Origin of the sequence: Neorhizobium huautlense (assembly GCF_002968575.1) — a bacterium.
GTDB classification, from domain to species: domain Bacteria; phylum Pseudomonadota; class Alphaproteobacteria; order Rhizobiales; family Rhizobiaceae; genus Neorhizobium; species Neorhizobium huautlense.
Genome location: NZ_PVBM01000004.1, coordinates 1 through 17,702, shown reverse-complemented (window position 1 = coordinate 17,702; position 17,702 = coordinate 1). Strand labels below are relative to the sequence as shown.

Below are 17,702 nucleotides of genomic sequence, written 5' to 3'. Positions count from 1 at the left end.
AAGAGACGTCCAATGTCCCAGTTCTTGCAGGTCTTGCTGTCCGGTCTTGCGACCGGCTCGATCTACGCGCTTGTCGCAATCGGTTTCACGCTGGTCTGGCAGGCTGCCCAAACGGTGAATTTCGCTCAGGGCGAATTCGTAATGCTTCCGGCTTTCTTCGTCCTCATCGGCATGAGTGTCTTCGGCATGCCGTTATGGATTGCCCTAATTTTCGGCCTGGCGATTTCCATCGTTGTGCTCGGTGTCCTGTTCAAGAAGATGATCGTCGAACCGATCCTGCCGCATGGAGGCATCACCCTCATCATTGCGACCATGGCGCTCGGCATCTTGCTCAAGGAAAGCGTGAAGGAATTCTATTCGGCCGAGGCTCAACCCTTCCCGTCCCTGTTTCCCGGCGATCCCATCAACGTGTTCGGCGCAGTCCTTTCGCTCCAGGACGTCTTCAACCTCGTGATCTCGCTCGGGATCGTCGTGCTGCTGACATTGTTCCTCAACCGCACCCGCACCGGACGATGCATGCAGGCGACGGCGCAGAACCCGGCGGTTGCCGAGATCCTCGGCGTTAACGTCAAGCGAATGATCCTCTACACTTTCCTGATCAACGCCGCGCTTGCCGCACTCGCCTCGTTCCTCATCACGCCGGTCTATCTTGCCAAGTTCTCGAATGGCGAAACGCTCGGCCTGATCGCCTTCATCGCCGCAATCGTCGGCGGCTTCAACCAGATCCGCGGTGCGATCGCCGGCGGCCTGCTCATCGGCGTTCTGGACAATCTCACCGCGGCCTATGTTACCGCGCAATACCGCGCCGCGCTGCCTCTGGTTCTCCTGATTGTCATCATCCTCGTCAGGCCGCAGGGCATCCTGGGAACCTCGGAGGGGAGGACAGTCTAATGAACGCTCACATCCGAAAGATCTCTATCCTCGCGCTCCTGGCTCTCGCCGTTCTCGCGCCGCTGGGGCAGGGCAACTACATCGTCTACGTGCTGACATCCTGGCTGATCTTTGCGATTGCTGCGATGGGGCTCAATCTGACGCTCGGCTATGCGGGCCAGATCTCCCTGGCGCAGGCGTCGTTCATGGCAATCGGCGCGTACACGACAGCGCTGCTGACGCTTTCGGGCTGGCACTGGATGCTCGCCATGCCGCTCGGACTGACAGCCTGCTTCGTGGTCGGGCTTCTCCTGGGTTACCCCGCACTTCGCGTAAAGGGGCATTTCCTCGCCTTCGTAACCCTGGCATTCAATACGCTCGTCTTCCTGGTGTTGCGCAACGAAGACTGGCTGACGGGGGGCAGCTACGGCCTCGTCGGAATGCCAAGGCCGGACTTCGGCCTCTTCAAGACCATGAAGCAGTTGCACTTCTACTACTTCACCCTGGGAATAACCGTGCTTGCGGCTCTTGCCATGTGGGGCATTGTCCGCTCTCCCTGGGGTCGTGCTTTCAAGGCGTTGCGTGAAAATCCGATCCGGGCGGAAAGTCTCGGCGTCGACACCCGCCGCATCACGCTCCTCGCCTTCGCCATCGGCTCGGTCTATGGCGGGCTGGCCGGCGCGCTGATCACGCCGCTCGTGCAGTTCATCGAGCCGGGATCCTTCGGGCTTGCCCATTCGCTGCGCATCCTGCTGATGGTCGTGGTTGGCGGCGCCGGCTATTTCTTCGGTCCCTTCCTCGGCGCCGGGGTCGTCATCCTGCTGCCCGAGATCCTGCGGTTCACCGAGGGTTACTACCTGATCATCTATTCCGCCCTGGTGATCGTGATGCTGGTCTTCGTACCGACGGGCCTGATCGGCGTATGGGGGCGTATCCGCGAGAGGTTCTGGCCGCGACAGCAGGTCCGTGCCGATATGAGCGAAGGAGCGCGCCTGAAATGAGCGTACCTGTTCTTTCCGTCCGCAATATCGAGAAAAGCTTCGGCGGCATCCGCGCTGTCCGCGGCGTCACGTTCGAAGTCCGCAAAGGCGAAATTCTGGGGCTGATCGGCCCTAACGGCTCCGGCAAGTCGACCCTCTTCAACTGCATTCTCGGCCAGCTGCGGCCGGAGGCGGGAGAAGTCGAGGTCAACGGCCAGAATGTCTCGGGCATGCGTGCCTCGGACCTCAACAGGCTCGGGGTCGGCCGCACCTTCCAGCAGCTCTCCGTCTTCCCGAAGATGACGGTGCTGGACAACATCATCCTGGCAGGCCAGGAGCATCACGGCACCATGCTGTCGCGGCTCTTCGGTCCGGGCGACGCCGGACTGACGAACGAGGCGGAACGGCTGATATCCTTCTTCCGCCTGACGCATCTGCGCGACACCCTGGCCGGCTCACTTTCCTACGGTCAGCAGAAACTGGTGGATGCGGCCATGGCCTTCATGGCCGGACCGAGCCTCGTGCTGCTTGATGAACCCGCAGGCGGCGTCAACCTGACGATGCTCGCCAATCTGAAGGAGCGTCTTACCGCCTACAATGCCGAGCACGGTACGACCTTTGTCGTTATCGAGCACAATATGGAGTTCGTCATGAGCCTGTGCACCCGCATCATCGTATTGGCGGAAGGCGGCATCATCGCGGAAGGCAAGCCCGAGGAAATCAGGGCGAACCAGTCCGTCATCGACGCCTATCTCGGAGGTTGAAGATGCTCGAGCTCAAAAATGTCTATGGTGGCTACGGCAAGATAACCATCCTCAACGGCGTGTCTTTCTCCATACCGAAGGCCTCCATCACCACGGTGATCGGACCGAACGGAGCCGGAAAGTCGACGGTTTTCAAGGCGATCTTCGGTTTGCTCAACATTCATTCTGGCCAGATCCTTCTGGACGGCAAGGATGTGACGCGCCAGACGCCGAGGCAGATGATCTCGCAGGGCGTCACCTATGTCCCGCAAGGCCGCAACGTCGTGCCGCAACTGTCCGTCTACCACAATCTGGAACTTGGCGGCATTACCGCCCCGGATCAGGCGAAGGTGCGCGAGCGCATCGAGACCGTGATGGACCAGTTCCCGATGTTGCGCCAGTTCAGGAACCGCAAGGCGATCGAGCTGTCTGGCGGGCAGCAGAAGCAGCTTGAGGTGGCGCGTGCGCTGCTTCTCGATCCGAAGCTGATCCTGATCGACGAACCCTCGATCGGGCTGTCGCCAAATCTTGTCCAGGAAGTGTTCCAGACGCTGATCCGGCTGCGCGACCAGGGGGTCACCATCCTGATGGTGGAGCAAAACGCCAAGGCCGCTCTTGCCATGTCGGACGACGGGCTTGTCCTCGAACTCGGCCAGACGCGAATGCATGACAAGGCTTCGAACCTGCTTGCCGATCCGCGTGTCGGTCAACTTTTCCTCGGCGGCCATGTCGAGGCGGAGCACGCGGTTTGACCTTAGACGTCGCTATCGTCGGCCTGAACGCATGCAAAGGGAGGTGCATCGAATGAAGACCTCGATAGCGACGGTATCGATCAGCGGCGAGTTGCCTGAGAAGCTTGAGGCGATTGCGAGAGCCGGGTTTGACGGGGTTGAGATCTTCGAGAACGACTTTCTGGCGTTTGACGGGTCGCCGGCGGATGTCGGCCGAATGGTGCGCGATTATGGGCTGACGATCACCCTGTTCCAGCCGTTCCGCGATTTCGAGGGCATGCCGGAACCGCTGCGGGGACGCACCTTCGACCGGGCCGAGCGCAAGTTCGACGTCATGCAGGAGCTCGGCACCGATCTTCTCTTGGTCTGCTCGAATGTCTCGCCGGTGTCGCTTGGCGGCATCGAGCGGGCGGCAGCCGATTTCCATGAGTTGGGCGAGCGGGCGGCCGCCCGCGGCCTGAAGGTCGGCTACGAGGCGCTCGCCTGGGGCCGGCATATCAGCGACCACCGCGACGCCTGGGAGATCGTCCGGCGCGCCGATCATCCAAATATCGGCCTCATCCTCGACAGTTTCCACACCCTGTCGAAGAAGATCGATATCAATTCGATCCGCTCGATCCCGAAGGACAAGATCTTCATCGTGCAGCTTGCCGATGCGCCGCTGATCGACATGGACCTGCTCTACTGGTCGAGGCATTTCCGCAACATGCCGGGCGAGGGCGATCTTCCGGTGAGGGAGTTTACCGCCGCCGTCGCCGAAACCGGTTATGACGGCTATTTCTCGCTGGAGATCTTCAACGACCAGTTCCGAGGCGGGCAACCCCGGGCGATTGCCGCCGACGGCTGCCGCTCGCTGATCTATCTCGGCGACCAGGTGCGCCGCAGCAGCCCCGGCGCGGCAAGCCTTTCGGTGCCGGCGATGCCGGACCGGGCAAGGGTCGAGGGCGTCGGTTTCGTGGAATTTTCCGCCGACGAGAAGGATGCCGCCGATCTCGTGGCGATCCTGAAGACGCTCGGCTTTCGAAGGACCGGCATCCACAGGACGAAGAAGGTCGCGCTGTTTCAGCAGGGCGGCATCCGGCTTCTCGTCAATACCGAGGACAGGGGTTTTGCCAATGCCTCGTTTGCGGTGCACGGCACCTCGGCCTATGCGACGGCGCTTGTCGTCGACGATGCGCAGGCAGCACTTGCACGCGCCATGGCGCTCGGCGCCGAACCGTTCATCCAGGCGGTCGGCCCCGGCGAGGTGGAGATCCCGGCGATCCGCGGCGTCGGCGGCGGGCTGATCTACCTGCTCGACGACAGAAGCGAACTCGGCCGCTTTTCCGAGATCGATTTTATCCCCGTCGGCGACAAGGCAGGGGCAGGGGCCGGGACAAGAACAGGGGCAGGGACAGAGCCAGAGGCTGAGGCCGTGGTGCCGGCACATCTCGACCATGTCGACCACATCGCCCAGACGGTCGCCTACGAGGAAATGCCGACCTGGCTTCTGTTCTACACGGCGATCTTCGAGATGCAGAAGACGCCGATGGTCGACATCATCGATCCGGCCGGCGTGGTGCGCAGCCAGGTGGTGGAAAACGCCTCGGGCACGCTGAGGATCACCCTGAACGGGGCGGAGAACCGCCGCACGCTCGCCGGCCACTTCATCGCCGAGACATTCGGCTCCGGCATCCAGCATCTGGCCTTTGCGACCGGCGACATCTTCAAAACCGCAAAGGCGCTCAAGCAGAACGGCTTTCGGCCGCTTTCCATCTCGCCCAACTATTACGGCGACGTGGAGGCCCGCTTCGGGCTCGACCCGGCGCTCACCGAAAGGCTGAAGGCTGACAACATCCTCTACGACCGCGACGACAACGGCGAATATTTCCAGCTCTACAGCACGACCTATGGCGAGGGCTTCTTCTTCGAGATCGTCGAACGGCGCGGCTACAAAGGCTACGGCGCCCCAAACGCAATCTTCCGCATCGCAGCGCTCAAAAAACAGATGCGACCCGAGGGCATGCCGAGGAAATAGTCGGAGGGGCGCCGGTCAGGCGATCTTCGTCGTGTCCGCCCCAACCGCTTCGAGCAATGCGGCGATGTAGCCGTAACAAAAGGCGAAGGCTACCCCGGTAGGATCGCGGCCGTCGATGCGGGGCACATGGTCGGGCATAACCATATACCGGTATCCCACCTCCTGATACACCTTCAAGGAGCGGACCATGTCCATGTCGCCTTCTTCCGGGAAGGTTTCCATGAACGACAGCTTGCCGCCGCGGATGTTGCGGAAATGCAGGTTGAAGATTTTGCCGCGGCTTCCGAACCAGCGGATGATCTCGTCTATCTCCTCGCGCGGATTGTCGAGCATCTCACCGATCGAGCCCTGGCAGAAATTCAGGCCATGATAGGGGTTTTCGCGCATCAGGACGAACTTCTTGAGGCCTTCCACGGTGCCGAGCACTCGCGTAACACCTCTATAGCCCGGTGGCGTATAGGGATCGTGCGGATGGCAGGCTAGCCGGACGCGATTGCTCTCCGCCACGGGCACGACGCGCTCCAGGAAATAGTCGATGCGCTCCCAGTTTTCGTCTTCCGGCAGCAGGCCGGCGAGGCCGGGCGCCGCTTGCTGGTCGGTTTTGTCCCAGCGGAACGCTTCGTTCAACGAACCACCGCGGCCCCGCTCCAGTTCGGTACGCGGAATACCGATCAGATTGAGGTTGTATTTGACGGCAGGAATTCCAGCCTTAGCGCAGTTCTCAATCATGCGGCAAACCGCATCGATCTGGCGGTCGCGCTGAGGGCCGGCAAGCAGAATATCGGGATAGGAGGCCTTCTCGATCGGCTGCGAGGGCAGGGGAAGCTGGATCATGTCGAGGACAAGCCCGAAGCTTTCCACATGGTCCCGATGGCGTTCCAGATCTTCGAGAGTCCAGCTCGAAGGCGACCCCGGCGGATCGGCGGAAATATGATTCACACCAAGCTGCGCCCATACCCTGTAGTCGTCATCATCCCGCGCTGCGACTTGTGTTCCGAGATACACGTTGAGGCTCTCCCTGACGGATCAACATTATAAGACATAATATGAGTTACGGGCGTGTGTCGAGGTCAGGTTGTATTTTCCTGCCTACGGTCAGGCCTCTGCTATCCGCGGCCTGAACCGATAGTCATATGACGACATAGGGCCTATAGCCGTCGTCCATGAATCAGGCCTGAAGCGAAGAGAATTGATCCGGCGAGTGCTCGCTCGCCCCTACATTTATGGGTCAGATCGATAACCGCAAGCGATAACGCGCCCCTAATCCCTCCATTCCCGTCCTCTACTTCCCCAACGGCGTCGATGCTCAAGCAATTCTGCGGGCCTTGGAGCCCTCATCATCCTCCCCATCGAAATGGAGCTGGACATGCAAAGCCTCATCCAACTTGAAATCTCCCGCCGAGATTTACTTATCTCGTCGGCCGCCACCGTCGCGGTCAGCGGAGTCGCCGCGGAGGCGGCGGCACAGTCACCAGGAAACGCGATGACCTACACGACCAAAATATCCTTCACGATCAACGGCGAGATACGTGATCTTGACGTCGACAACAGAGTCACGCTGCTCGACGTGCTGCGCGAGCACTTGCATCTCACGGGAACCAAAAAGGGCTGTGACCATGGCCAGTGCGGCGCCTGCACCGTCTTGGTAGCCGGCCGCCGCATCAATTCGTGCCTGACGTTGGCGGTGATGCACGAGGGCGAGCAGATCACGACGATAGAGGGCCTCGGAGAGCCTGGAAATCTTCATCCCATGCAGGCGGCCTTCGTGAAGCACGACGGTTTCCAGTGCGGCTATTGCACGCCGGGGCAAATCTGTTCCTCGGTGGCGGTGCTCGAGGAGATCAAGGCGGACATCCCGAGTCACGTTACCGGCGACCTTACGACACAGGTACAGCTCACGCCTGGGGAAATCCGCGAGCGGATGAGCGGCAACATCTGTCGTTGCGGCGCCTATTCCAACATCGTTGACGCCATCACGGAAGTCGCGGGGACAAAAACATGAGAGCCTTCACCTACGAACGCGCCCCCTCCGTCGAGGCAGCGGCCAAGGCGGCCGCCTCTAACCCCGAAGCAAAGTTCATTGCCGGCGGCACAAACCTGCTCGACCTCATGAAGCTCGAGATCGAGACCCCCACGCATCTGATCGACGTGAACGGCCTGGGCCTGGACCAGATCGAACCCACGCAGGAAGGCGGGCTGCGCATCGGAGCTCTTGTCCGCAATACGGATCTAGCCGGCCATGGCATCGTCCGGCGCGACTACGGGCTTCTGTCCCGCGCGCTCCTGGCCGGTGCCTCCGGGCAGCTCCGCAACAAGGCCAGCACGGCCGGCAATCTCCTGCAGCGCACGCGCTGTCCCTACTTTTATGACACCAATCAGCCGTGCAACAAGCGTCAGCCCGGCAGTGGCTGCTCCGCAATCGGCGGCTTCACCCGTCAGCATGCGGTCATCGGCACGAGCGAGGCCTGCATCGCGACCAATCCGAGCGACATGGCCATTGCGATGCGGGCGCTGGATGCCGTCGTGGAAACCGTAAAAGGAGACGGCAGCCACCGCGCCATCCCGATCGCCGACTTCCACCGCCTGCCGGGCGATACCCCGCACATCGAGACGGTTCTCGAACACGGAGAGATTATTACCGCCGTCGTGCTGCCGCCGCCAATCGGGGGGCGACAACTCTATCGCAAGGTCCGCGACCGGGCCTCCTACGCCTTCGCTCTCGTTTCCATAGGCGCTGTTATCCAACCTGACGGAACCGGACGTATCGCGGTCGGAGGTGTTGCCCACAAACCCTGGCGGGTCGAGGCGGCCGAAGCCGAGCTGCCGAAAGGTGCCCGTGCTGCCGCTGGCATCCTTCTCTCGGACGCCCGACCTACGGACCACAACCGTTTCAAGCTGGACCTGGTTGAGCGCACGCTCGGCGCGGTCATTGCCGAAGCCAGAGGATGAGCCATGCAGTTCGATACACCAGCAGCCACCAATCCGATCGACCAGCTCAAGGTTGTCGGCCGGCCGATCCACCGCATCGACGGCCAGCTCAAGACCACCGGCCGGGCCATGTACGCCTATGAATGGCATGATCCGAACACGCCGTATGCTTACGGCTATCCCGTCGGCGCTGCCATCGCCAAGGGGCGGATCAAGTCTATTGACGTGTCCGCCGCAAAGAAGGCGCCTGGCGTGCTTGCCGTTGTGACGACGCTCGACGTCGGCGAATTGAAGAAAGGCCAGTTCAACACCGCCAAACTCTTTGGCGGCGACAGGGTCCAGCATTATCATCAAGCGATTGCGGTCGTCGTTGCGCAGACCTTCGAGCAGGCGCGCGCCGCCGCCGCATTGGTAAGGGTCGACTATGTCGTGGAGAAGGGCGCCTTCGACCTGGAAAAGGCGAAGGATTCGGCGATTGAGCCGGCGGCCAAACCAGGCGAGGCCCCACCGGATACGGCAGTCGGAGACTTCGATGCGGCGTTCGCCTCCGCCCCTGTGACCTTGGATGAAACCTACACGACACCTGATCAGTCGCATTGCATGATGGAGCCGCATGCGTCCATCGCAGCCTGGAACGGGGACAAGCTGACCGTCTGGACATCGAGCCAGATGATCGACTGGTGGCGCTCCGACCTGGCGACGACACTTGGGATCGACAAGGAAAAGCTCCATCTCATGTCGCCGTTCATCGGCGGCGGTTTTGGCGGAAAGCTGTTTCTGAGGGCGGATGCAGTGCTCGCTGCGTTCGGGGCAAAGGCTGCGGGGCGGCCGGTCAAGGTCGCTCTCCCGCGACCGCTGATGGCAAACAACACGACCCATCGCCCGGCCACGATCCAGCGCATTCGCATCGGTGCCGGCCGGGACGGCAGGATTGCCGCGATCGCGCACGAGAGCTGGTCGGGCGATCTTCCCGGCGGTGGCCTGGAGACCGCCGTCAACCAGACCCGTCTGCTCTATGCCGGAGCGCACCGCATGACGGCGATGCGGCTGGCCACGCTCGATCTTGCGGAGGGCAACGCCATGCGGGCTCCGGGCGAGGCTCCCGGTCTGATGGCGCTTGAAATTGCCATCGACGAGATCGCTGAAAAGCTCGACATGGATCCCGTGCAGTTTCGTATCCTCAACGACACGCAGGTCGACCCGGAAAATCCGAAGCGTCCATTTTCCCATCGCAACCTGATCGGCTGTCTTGAGGTCGGTGCGGAACGTTTCGGCTGGAGCCAGCGTGGGCGCCCTGGGGCGAGGCGGGATGGCAACTGGCTGATCGGATTGGGAGTTGCGGCAGCCTTTCGCAACAACCTGCTCATTCCATCCGGCGCCCGGGTACGGCTCGATCGCGAAGGCATCGTGACCGTCGAAACCGATATGACCGATATCGGAACCGGCAGCTATACGATCATTGCCCAGACTGCGGCCGAGATGCTGGGGCTTCCCATCGAAAAGGTTGCGGTCCATCTCGGCGATTCCCACTTTCCTGTGTCTGCGGGCTCTGGCGGACAGTTTGGCGGTAATTGCTCCACTGCCGGTGTCTACGCCGCGTGCGTCAAGCTCCGCGAGGCCATCGCGCAGAAACTCGGCTTCAACTCCGACGATGTCGTCTTCGAAAACGGCGAGGTCCGATCGGGCAACCGCTCGGTGCGGCTCGCCGAGGCGGCGGGATCGGACGGTCTTGTGGGCGAAGACACAATTCAGTGGGGAGACCTTTCCGAGACGCATCAACAATCGACCTTCGGAGCGCATTTCGTGGAAGTGGGCGTCGACGTCGCAACGGGCGAGAGCCGCATCCGCCGCATGCTGGCGGTGTGTGCTGCGGGGCGCATCCTCAACCCGATCACGGCACGCAGCCAGGTCATTGGTGCCATGACCATGGGCGTCGGCGGGGCCTTGTCCGAGGAGCTTGCGGTGGATACGCGATCCGGTTTCTTCGTTAACCACGACCTTGCCGGATACGAGGTCCCCGTTCACGCAGATATCCCTCACCAGGAGGTGATCTTCATGGACGAGACCGACCCGATGTCATCACCGATGAAAGCAAAGGGTGTCGGCGAACTCGGACTTTGTGGGGTCTCCGCCGCGATCGCCAACGCCATCTACAACGCCACAGGCATCAGAGTTAGACATTATCCAATCACGCTCGACAAACTGATCGGTGGCCTGCCGGACGTCGCCTGAGCAATCGGACGGCGGCATCAACCCAGGCCGCCGTCTCCTGTTACCGTCCATCGAGCAGCGTCTTCTCCTTCATGCGCCAGGCGCGCGGTGTCTCGCCGGTTTGCCTGAAGAAGAACCGCGAAAAGTAAGCCGGGTCGTTAAAACCCAGGCGGAGGGCGATTTCCTGGACAGAAGCGAGAGAAAAGACGAGTTCGCGCTTTGATTCCTCGAGCAGTTTCGCGCTGATCAAATCATGGACCGTGGATCCCGTTGCCGAACGCACGACACGATTGAGATGCGTGAGAGATATGCCGAGTTCGCCGGCATAAAAAAACGCCGGCTTGTGCGAGCGGAAATGCTGATGGATGAGACTGCTCAACAGCTCCATGCGCTTTTCGCCTTCTTCTGCAGGAAGTTGGTTTGCATTGTCCTTATGGGAAATCCGGGCGGTCAGCCTGAGGGAAAGCGTTATGTAGGACGACATGAGCTCATTGCGGCCGCTAGCGCGGTGTTCGAATTCCGCACCGATCCGTTTTAGCGTCTGCATCAGGTAAGCTGCATCCAGATCCCGTGGATCGAGCGTCGTCAGATGCGGCGATGCCAGCCATTCGCCATAGCGGCCGCGCTCGCCGGGAGGATGGCTCAGGTGAGAGGCAAGGATGGTGATCACCAGCCCCTCGATGTCGCGGGAGAACCGGAAACCGTGGTTCAGACCTGGCGGGACTGTAATGATCGCCGGCGGATGAATGGGAAAGCTTTTGCGGCCGAAGATGGCATCGCCCGATCCCGCCTCGATGTACAATATCTGAAAGAAAGACTCGTGCCGATGCAACCGGATTTCCCATTGATGCCGGCTGCTTCTGGATCTGATCGTTTCGCAATGCACCCAAAAGTCCGGATCCTTACCGCTTTCTTCGCCGTAAAGCTGGTAGGTCGGGATTTGCCTGTTCATTCGTACCTCCGCCGGCAATGTTCATTTTGTGCAAGTTTTCGGCTTGAAAGTCCATTGCTGCCGACGCGGAAGCCGAGCAGAATTTGTCAAAAGGCAAAAACGCATGGGAGGACGCGCTTGAGGACGCAGGTGGCCATTATCGGTTCGGGACCATCAGGTCTCTTGCTTGGCGAGCTTCTGACCGGAGCGGGCATCGACAACATCATTTTCGACCGGGTCAGCAAGGACTACATCCTTGGGCGCGTACGTGCCGGTGTGCTCGAGGAAAGCACAGTCGCGCTTCTCGATCAGGCGAATTCGAGTAGCCGCATGCATGCCGAAGGCCTGCCGCATGACGGGTTCTCGCTTGCCTTCGATGGGCGCGACCACCGCATAGATCTCTACGGCCTGACCGGCGGCAAGCGCGTCATGGTTTACGGCCAGACCGAGTTGACGCGCGACCTGATGGACGGACGCGAGAGGAGCGGCGCCGTGACCGTTTATGAGGCGGGCAACGTGCAGCCGCACGACTTTGGTGGCGCCGCGCCTTATGTCACCTACGAAAAAAACGGCAGGACCCACCGCATCGACTGCGATTTCATCGCCGGTTGCGACGGTTTTCATGGCGCGAGCCGCAAGGCGGTGCCGGACAATGCGATCCGCATCTTCGAAAAGGTCTATCCGTTCGGCTGGCTCGGCATCCTGGCTGAAGTTGCGCCCGTCAGTCACGAGCTGATCTATGCCAACCATCCGCGCGGTTTCGCCCTATGTTCGATGCGGTCGATGACGCGCAGCCGCTACTACATTCAATGTGCGCTTGACGAGAAGATCGAGGACTGGAGCGACCAGCGCTTCTGGGACGAACTCCGCCGCCGCTTGCCTGCGCACCACGCCGAGGCGCTGATCACTGCACCGTCCTTCGAGAAATCGATAGCGCCGCTGCGCTCCTTCGTGGCCGAACCAATGCGCTTCGGCCGCATGTTTCTTGTCGGAGACGCAGCGCATATCGTGCCGCCGACAGGGGCCAAGGGGCTGAACCTCGCCGCGAGTGACGTGCATTACCTGTTCAGTGGGCTGCGGGAGTACTATCACGACCGCTCCGAAACCGGTCTTGATGTCTATTCGGAAAGGGCGCTTGCCCGTGTGTGGAAGGCCGTTCGCTTCTCCTGGTGGATGACGACGATGATGCATCGCTTTCCCGACACGGGCGACTTCGATCAGAAGATTCAGGAGGCCGAGCTTGATTATCTCACTCATTCGCAGGCCGCTTCCACGGCGCTTGCGGAGAACTACGTGGGGTTGCCGTTCTGAGTTGCCGTTTGATTGGCTTCACGGGAATAAATGCATCTGGGGATGCACGCCACTTTGAACTTGAAACCGGTGGACAGGCTAAACACTCGCACCGTTTGAAAAAGGGAGGACTGAACATGAACAAGACCATTCTCTGCGCATTTGCCGTTTTGGCCTTGAGCAGCACGGCTTATGCCGACGTCATCAAGGTCGGCGTCGTCGGCCCGTTCTCAGGTCCGTTCGCGCTGCAGGGCAAGAACTTCAAGGCCGGCATCGACGCCTATATGGCGCTCAACGGCAACAAGGTAGGCAGCGACACCATCGAGATCATCTACCGAGACATCCCGGCCGCCGATCCTGCGCAATCCAAGGCGCTCGGCCAGGAATTGATCGTAAAGGAAAAGGTCAAATATCTCGCCGGCTTCTACTTCACCCCGGACGCGATGGCTGTTACGCCGATCCTGAAACAGGGCAACGTGCCGATGGTCATCATGAATGCGGCCACCTCGGCGATCATGAAAACCAGCCCGTTCGTCGTGCGTACCTCGTTCACCACCTGGCAGACGTCCACGCCGATCGCGAAGGTGGCGTTCGATGCCGGCGTGAAGAAGGTAATCTCGGTGGTGAGCGACTATGGTCCGGGCATCGATGCGGAAAATGCCTTCAAGACAGGCTTCACGAAGGCTGGTGGCGAAGTGGTGGAGTCGATCCGCCTACCACTCGCCACTAACGACTTCAGCCCGATCATGCAGCGCATCAAGGATTCCGGGGCCCAGGGCGTCTTCGCCTTCCTCCCGTCCGGTCCGACAACACTCGGCTTCGTCAAGGCCTATAACGACAACGGTCTGAAGACGGCCGGTATCAAGTTTTTCGCGCCTGGCGACCTGACGCAGGAATCGGATCTGCCCGCACTCGGTGATGCGGCGCTCGGCATTCAGACGACGTTCCACTACGCCGTCTCGCACGATTCCCCGGAAAACAAGATCTTCGTCGATGCAGCGGCCAAGGCGATCGGCAACAAGGCGGAACTCTCCTTCCCGGCAGTCGGCGCCTATGACGGCATGCATGTCATCTACAAGATGATCGAGGCAACCGGCGGCAAACAGGATGCGGAGAAGGCGGTGGACGCGGTGAAGGGCCTCTCCTGGACGAGCCCGCGCGGCCCGGTTTCCATCGATCCGGAAAGTCGTCACATCACGCAGAACATTTATCTGCGCGAAGTCGCCAAAGGTGCCGACGGGACCTACATCAACAAGGAAATCCAGACCTTCGAGAAGCAGGGCGATCCGGGCCTGGCTGCGGCCAAGTAAGCCTTCCGAGAGAAAGCTCCGAACCCTCGGCGGGCTTACCGTGGCCCGCCGTTTCCGGACAGGACATTTTGATGCAGACAGTCTTCAGCATAGCCATCGACGCGCTTGCCTATGGCATGGTGCTGTTCGTCATATCGATCGGTCTTTCGGTCACCATGGGCCTGATGCGCGTCGTCAATCTGGCGCACGGCGCCTTTGCGATGATCGGCGGCTATATCGCCTCCTATGTGGCGCGCGACCTCGGACTTGGTTATGCCCTCGCCGTGATCGCTGCGGTCGTCATCACCATCTTCATCGCCATCCCGATCGAGCGGCTTCTCTATCGCCGCATCTACGGTCAGCCGGAACTGACGCAGGTGTTGATGACCATCGGCATCACCTTCTGCATCATCGGAATTGCAAATTATGCGATGGGGCCGACGCTGAAGACGATTCCCCTTGCGGCGCCGTTAAGGGGATCGGTCGATCTCGGCTTCCGCACGATTTCCATCCACCGGCTCTTTGCCATCATCTGTGGTCTGGCAGTCGCGCTCGGCCTTTGGTTCGCGATCGAAAAGACCAGTTTCGGCGTAAAGCTGCGCGCTTCGGTGGACAACGCGGCCATGGCAGCGGCACTCGGCGTGCGGACCGAGATCGTTTATGCGATCAGCTTTGCGGTTGCCGTCGGGCTTGCCGCCTTCGGTGGGGTGGTGGGCGCCGAACTGCTGCCGGTCGAGCCCTATTACGCGCTTCGCTACATGGTCACCTTCCTGGTCGTCGTCTCCGTCGGCGGGGCGGGGTCTATCCCCGGCGCGCTGATTGCCTGCCTCCTGCTCGGGGCGATCGATACGACGGGGCGCTACCTGATGCCGGAATTCGGCGAGTTCTTTTTTTATCTCGCGGTGATCGCAATCATCTGCGTTTTTCCCCGCGGCCTTGCCGGACGTATAAAGTGAGGCGAACTAGGTAAACATGACACTGGCTGTGAACACTCAGACCATACTTAGCCGGCCGCGGGGCCGCTCCTTCAGGCGCGATCTGATGGGCGTCGCGGTGATCGCCGTCTTTGCCGCGGCGGGATACATCCTTTTCCCCGACAATCTCGCGCTGCTGACCCGCATTCTGTCAGTCGCCTTGCTTGTTCTCGCGCTCGATCTGGTGACAGGTTACTGCGGCGTCGCGACGCTCGGCCATGCCGCGCTCTTCGGTTCCGGAGCCTATGCCGCCGGCATTCTCTCAGCTCACTATGGCATCAACGACCCGCTGTTGATGACGCTCGGGGGCATCGTAGCCGGCGCCGTCGCGGGCCTCCTCTGTGCTGTCATCATGTTGCGCGCCCACGGTTTGCCACAGCTCGTCTTGTCGATCGCGCTGATCTACCTGTTTCACGAACTTGCCAACAAGACTTCCTCCTGGACGGGGGGCAGCGACGGTCTTTCGGGCATCATGCCGGATCCTGTCTTTGGCTTGTATGAGTTCGACCTCTTTGGTCATACGGCATATTTCTTTGGCGTTGCGCTGCTGCTGATCGCCTTCGTCCTTCTGCGCCTCGTGGTCCGCTCTCCGTTCGGCATGTTGTGTCGCGGCATCAAGGAAGACCCCTTGCGCATTCGCGCCTTGGGCGCTTCGCCGAATGCGGCACTTGCCAAGATGTATGTTATTTCCGGTGCAGTTGCCGGCACGGGAGGTGCGCTCAGCGCGATCTCGACGCAGGTGGTCGCGCTCGATGCACTGTCCTTTACCCAATCTGCCGAAGCGCTGGTCATGCTGGTGCTGGGCGGCACCGGCTCTCTGTTCGGCGCGCTTGCCGGCACCCTGATCTTCATGCTGTTCGAAGACTATGTATCGGCCGCCAATCCCTTCCATTGGCTCACCATGGTCGGCGCGCTCTTGATCGCGGTCGTGCTGTTTGCCCCGAAGGGCATCTACGGAACCGCGGCTGCGTATTTCACGCGCCCCGGGAAGGCGAACCGATGAGCGCCGTTTTCGAAGTCGCCAATCTCAAGCGGTCGTTCGGTGGTCTCGTCGTCACCAACGACGTCTCGCTTTCCATGGCGCCGGGCGACCGGATTGCGCTGATCGGGCCGAACGGCGCCGGCAAAACAACTTTCGTCAATCTCGTGACCGGCAACCTGCCGCCGAGTTCCGGGGAGGTTCGCCTCGGCGGCGAGACTGTTACCAGGATCGACGCGATTGGCCGGGTGCGGAGGGGCCTCGTCCGTTCGTTTCAGGTGACGCGGCTCTTCCAGGACATGACGCCTGCCGAGCACGTGGGGCTTGCGGTCCTGCAGAGAGATGGCCGCGCCGGTCGCCTCTTCGGCAGCTTTCTCAGCATGCCAGAGGTGATGGTGGAAGTCTCCGAACTGCTGGAAAAACTCGGCTTGGCGGAGCTGGCGCATCGCAAGGTGCGCGAAATCGCCTACGGCCAGCAGCGGCTTCTGGAAATCGCGGTTGCTTTGGCGCTGAAGCCGAAGGTGTTGCTGCTTGACGAGCCTGCGGCCGGCGTGCCGCAGAGCGATACGGGTCGGATTGAGCAGGCGCTGGCGGATCTGCCGCCGGACTTGGCCGTGCTGATGATCGAGCACGACATGGATCTCGTCTTCCGGTTCGCCAAGCGGGTGATCGTGCTGGCCGCCGGCACCATCATCTTCGACGGCCTGCCGGCCGATGTCACCAAGGATGCCCGCGTTCGCGAGGCCTATCTCGGAAACTATGCCAATGCCAGCCACGTCGCTTGAAGTTGAGAACCTTTCCGCGGGATACGGGCCGACCAGGGTTCTGGAGGGCATATCCTTCTTGGTGACTGCAGGCGAGCGGCTCGCTGTGCTTGGTCGAAACGGCATGGGAAAGACGACGCTGCTTGCCTCACTCGCCGGCCAGACAAAACGTTATGAGGGTAGCGTCCGCCTCGGCGACGCCGACATTACCACCGCGCCAAGCGCTTCACGCGCTCTCAAGGGGCTGGGCTACGTGCCGCAGGCGCGCTGCATCTTCCCGACCCTGACGGTGGAGGAAAACCTCTTCGTCGGCCTCAAGGATCGGCCCAAGGCAGCGCTTGAGGAAGCCTACCAGATGTTTCCGCGCCTGAAGGAACGCCGGCGCAACCTCGGCAATCAGCTTTCCGGTGGTGAACAGCAGATGCTGACGACCGCGCGAAGCATCCTTGGTCGCCCGTCGGTCCTCCTTCTCGACGAGCCTCTGGAAGGGCTGGCGCCGGTCATCTGTGAAGAGCTGATGGCGGCCTTTGCCGAGCTCGCAAAGACGGGCGACATGACCATTTTGCTGGTCGAGCAGCGTATCCAGAGCGCGATCGACTTCGCTGACAGGGTCATTATTCTCGAACGGGGCAGACTGGCTTGGGCTGGTACCCCGCAAGAGCTTTCCGCGCATCATGATACTGTCGACCGGCTCCTTGGGGTGGGCGGTCTGCACTAACCATAATGAGGGGAGAGTGACATTCTAACTTTGCAGGATCAGGACACTTTAACTTTGCGGCTACAGTCTATGTCAAAGCTGAATAGGGCTGCGACGCTGTTATCCAGTTAGAAACGCGACACTGGCTCTGATGATCAGCCCCCGATCCGACCGGCTGGGCCGGGTTGAAAGGGCGGAGCGGGGGCGGGTGAGGGGCACCCCCTTCGGCTTTAGCTTTCTCGATAGCAATTATTCCGTCGCCGGTTGATACTTGGCTCACCTGCATGGGGCGGGGTAG

Annotated in this window: 16 protein-coding genes; 14 read left to right on the top strand and 2 right to left on the bottom strand. The window is 61.1% G+C overall.

Annotated features, from left to right (window positions below; translation table 11 throughout):
- Positions 1-12 precede the first annotated feature (12 nt).
- The 5 genes from C5L12_RS05735 to C5L12_RS05715 are packed head-to-tail and all read left to right on the top strand — an operon-like array spanning position 13 to position 5,341.
- Complete coding sequence (locus C5L12_RS05735; RefSeq protein WP_105371072.1) at positions 13-891, top strand: branched-chain amino acid ABC transporter permease; 879 nt, start codon at positions 13-15, stop codon at positions 889-891.
- Entirely contained in the window at positions 891-1,871 is a 981-nt protein-coding gene (locus C5L12_RS05730) for a branched-chain amino acid ABC transporter permease (RefSeq protein ID WP_105371071.1), read from the top strand. Before C5L12_RS05735 ends, C5L12_RS05730 begins: the two co-directional genes overlap by 1 nt.
- On the top strand, positions 1,868-2,614 hold the full coding sequence (locus tag C5L12_RS05725) for an ABC transporter ATP-binding protein (protein ID WP_105371070.1): 747 nt from the start codon (positions 1,868-1,870) through the stop codon (positions 2,612-2,614). The genes C5L12_RS05730 and C5L12_RS05725 overlap by 4 nt, the downstream gene beginning before the upstream one ends.
- A 2-nt stretch (positions 2,615-2,616) precedes the next feature.
- On the top strand, positions 2,617-3,345 hold the full coding sequence (locus tag C5L12_RS05720) for an ABC transporter ATP-binding protein (protein ID WP_105371069.1): 729 nt from the start codon (positions 2,617-2,619) through the stop codon (positions 3,343-3,345).
- Positions 3,346-3,397: 52 nt separating this feature from the next.
- Positions 3,398-5,341, top strand: coding sequence for a bifunctional sugar phosphate isomerase/epimerase/4-hydroxyphenylpyruvate dioxygenase family protein (locus tag C5L12_RS05715; RefSeq protein WP_105371068.1), 1,944 nt, complete (start codon positions 3,398-3,400; stop codon positions 5,339-5,341).
- A 15-nt stretch (positions 5,342-5,356) separates the two neighbouring features.
- Here C5L12_RS05715 and C5L12_RS05710 read toward each other — a convergent pair whose 3' ends face one another.
- Positions 5,357-6,346, bottom strand: a complete 990-nt coding sequence (locus C5L12_RS05710) for a mannonate dehydratase (RefSeq protein ID WP_105371067.1) — start codon at positions 6,344-6,346, stop codon at positions 5,357-5,359.
- A 349-nt stretch (positions 6,347-6,695) separates the two neighbouring features.
- Between C5L12_RS05710 and paoA the strand changes: the two genes are divergently transcribed.
- The 3 genes from paoA to paoC are packed head-to-tail and all read left to right on the top strand — an operon-like array spanning position 6,696 to position 10,501.
- The gene (paoA, locus tag C5L12_RS05705) at positions 6,696-7,343 is read left to right on the top strand and encodes an aldehyde dehydrogenase iron-sulfur subunit PaoA (protein WP_105371066.1); all 648 of its coding nucleotides are present in this window, start codon (positions 6,696-6,698) and stop codon (positions 7,341-7,343) included.
- The gene (locus C5L12_RS05700) at positions 7,340-8,290 is read left to right on the top strand and encodes an FAD binding domain-containing protein (RefSeq protein WP_105371065.1); all 951 of its coding nucleotides are present in this window, start codon (positions 7,340-7,342) and stop codon (positions 8,288-8,290) included. The genes paoA and C5L12_RS05700 overlap by 4 nt, the downstream gene beginning before the upstream one ends.
- Positions 8,291-8,293: 3 nt before the next feature.
- A complete protein-coding gene (gene paoC / locus C5L12_RS05695) occupies positions 8,294-10,501 on the top strand; it encodes an aldehyde oxidoreductase molybdenum-binding subunit PaoC (protein WP_105371064.1) in 2,208 nt (735 codons plus the stop codon).
- 40 nt (positions 10,502-10,541) lie between these two features.
- Here the strand turns inward: paoC and C5L12_RS05690 are convergent, their stop codons facing one another.
- Positions 10,542-11,432 (bottom strand): helix-turn-helix domain-containing protein, encoded by an 891-nt coding sequence (locus C5L12_RS05690; protein WP_105371063.1) that lies wholly within the window; start codon positions 11,430-11,432, stop codon positions 10,542-10,544.
- 117 nt (positions 11,433-11,549) lie between these two features.
- On the opposite strand from C5L12_RS05690, the gene pobA reads away from it, so the two are divergent.
- The 6 genes from pobA to C5L12_RS05660 all read left to right on the top strand — a co-directional run bounded on the left by pobA (position 11,550) and on the right by C5L12_RS05660 (position 17,425).
- On the top strand, positions 11,550-12,722 hold the full coding sequence (gene pobA, locus C5L12_RS05685) for a 4-hydroxybenzoate 3-monooxygenase (RefSeq protein ID WP_105371062.1): 1,173 nt from the start codon (positions 11,550-11,552) through the stop codon (positions 12,720-12,722).
- Positions 12,723-12,838: 116 nt separating this feature from the next.
- Positions 12,839-14,011 carry an ABC transporter substrate-binding protein gene (locus C5L12_RS05680; RefSeq protein WP_105371061.1) on the top strand — a complete coding sequence of 391 codons (1,173 nt, stop codon included), beginning with the start codon at positions 12,839-12,841 and terminating at the stop codon, positions 14,009-14,011.
- A 71-nt stretch (positions 14,012-14,082) separates the two neighbouring features.
- Positions 14,083-14,946, top strand: coding sequence for a branched-chain amino acid ABC transporter permease (locus C5L12_RS05675; RefSeq protein WP_105371060.1), 864 nt, complete (start codon positions 14,083-14,085; stop codon positions 14,944-14,946).
- Between the two features lie 16 nt (positions 14,947-14,962).
- Positions 14,963-15,967, top strand: a complete 1,005-nt coding sequence (locus C5L12_RS05670) for a branched-chain amino acid ABC transporter permease (RefSeq protein ID WP_105371059.1) — start codon at positions 14,963-14,965, stop codon at positions 15,965-15,967.
- On the top strand, positions 15,964-16,728 hold the full coding sequence (locus C5L12_RS05665; protein WP_105371058.1) for an ABC transporter ATP-binding protein: 765 nt from the start codon (positions 15,964-15,966) through the stop codon (positions 16,726-16,728). Before C5L12_RS05670 ends, C5L12_RS05665 begins: the two co-directional genes overlap by 4 nt.
- On the top strand, positions 16,709-17,425 hold the full coding sequence (locus tag C5L12_RS05660; protein WP_105371057.1) for an ABC transporter ATP-binding protein: 717 nt from the start codon (positions 16,709-16,711) through the stop codon (positions 17,423-17,425). The genes C5L12_RS05665 and C5L12_RS05660 overlap by 20 nt, the downstream gene beginning before the upstream one ends.
- Positions 17,426-17,702: the final 277 nt, after the last annotated feature.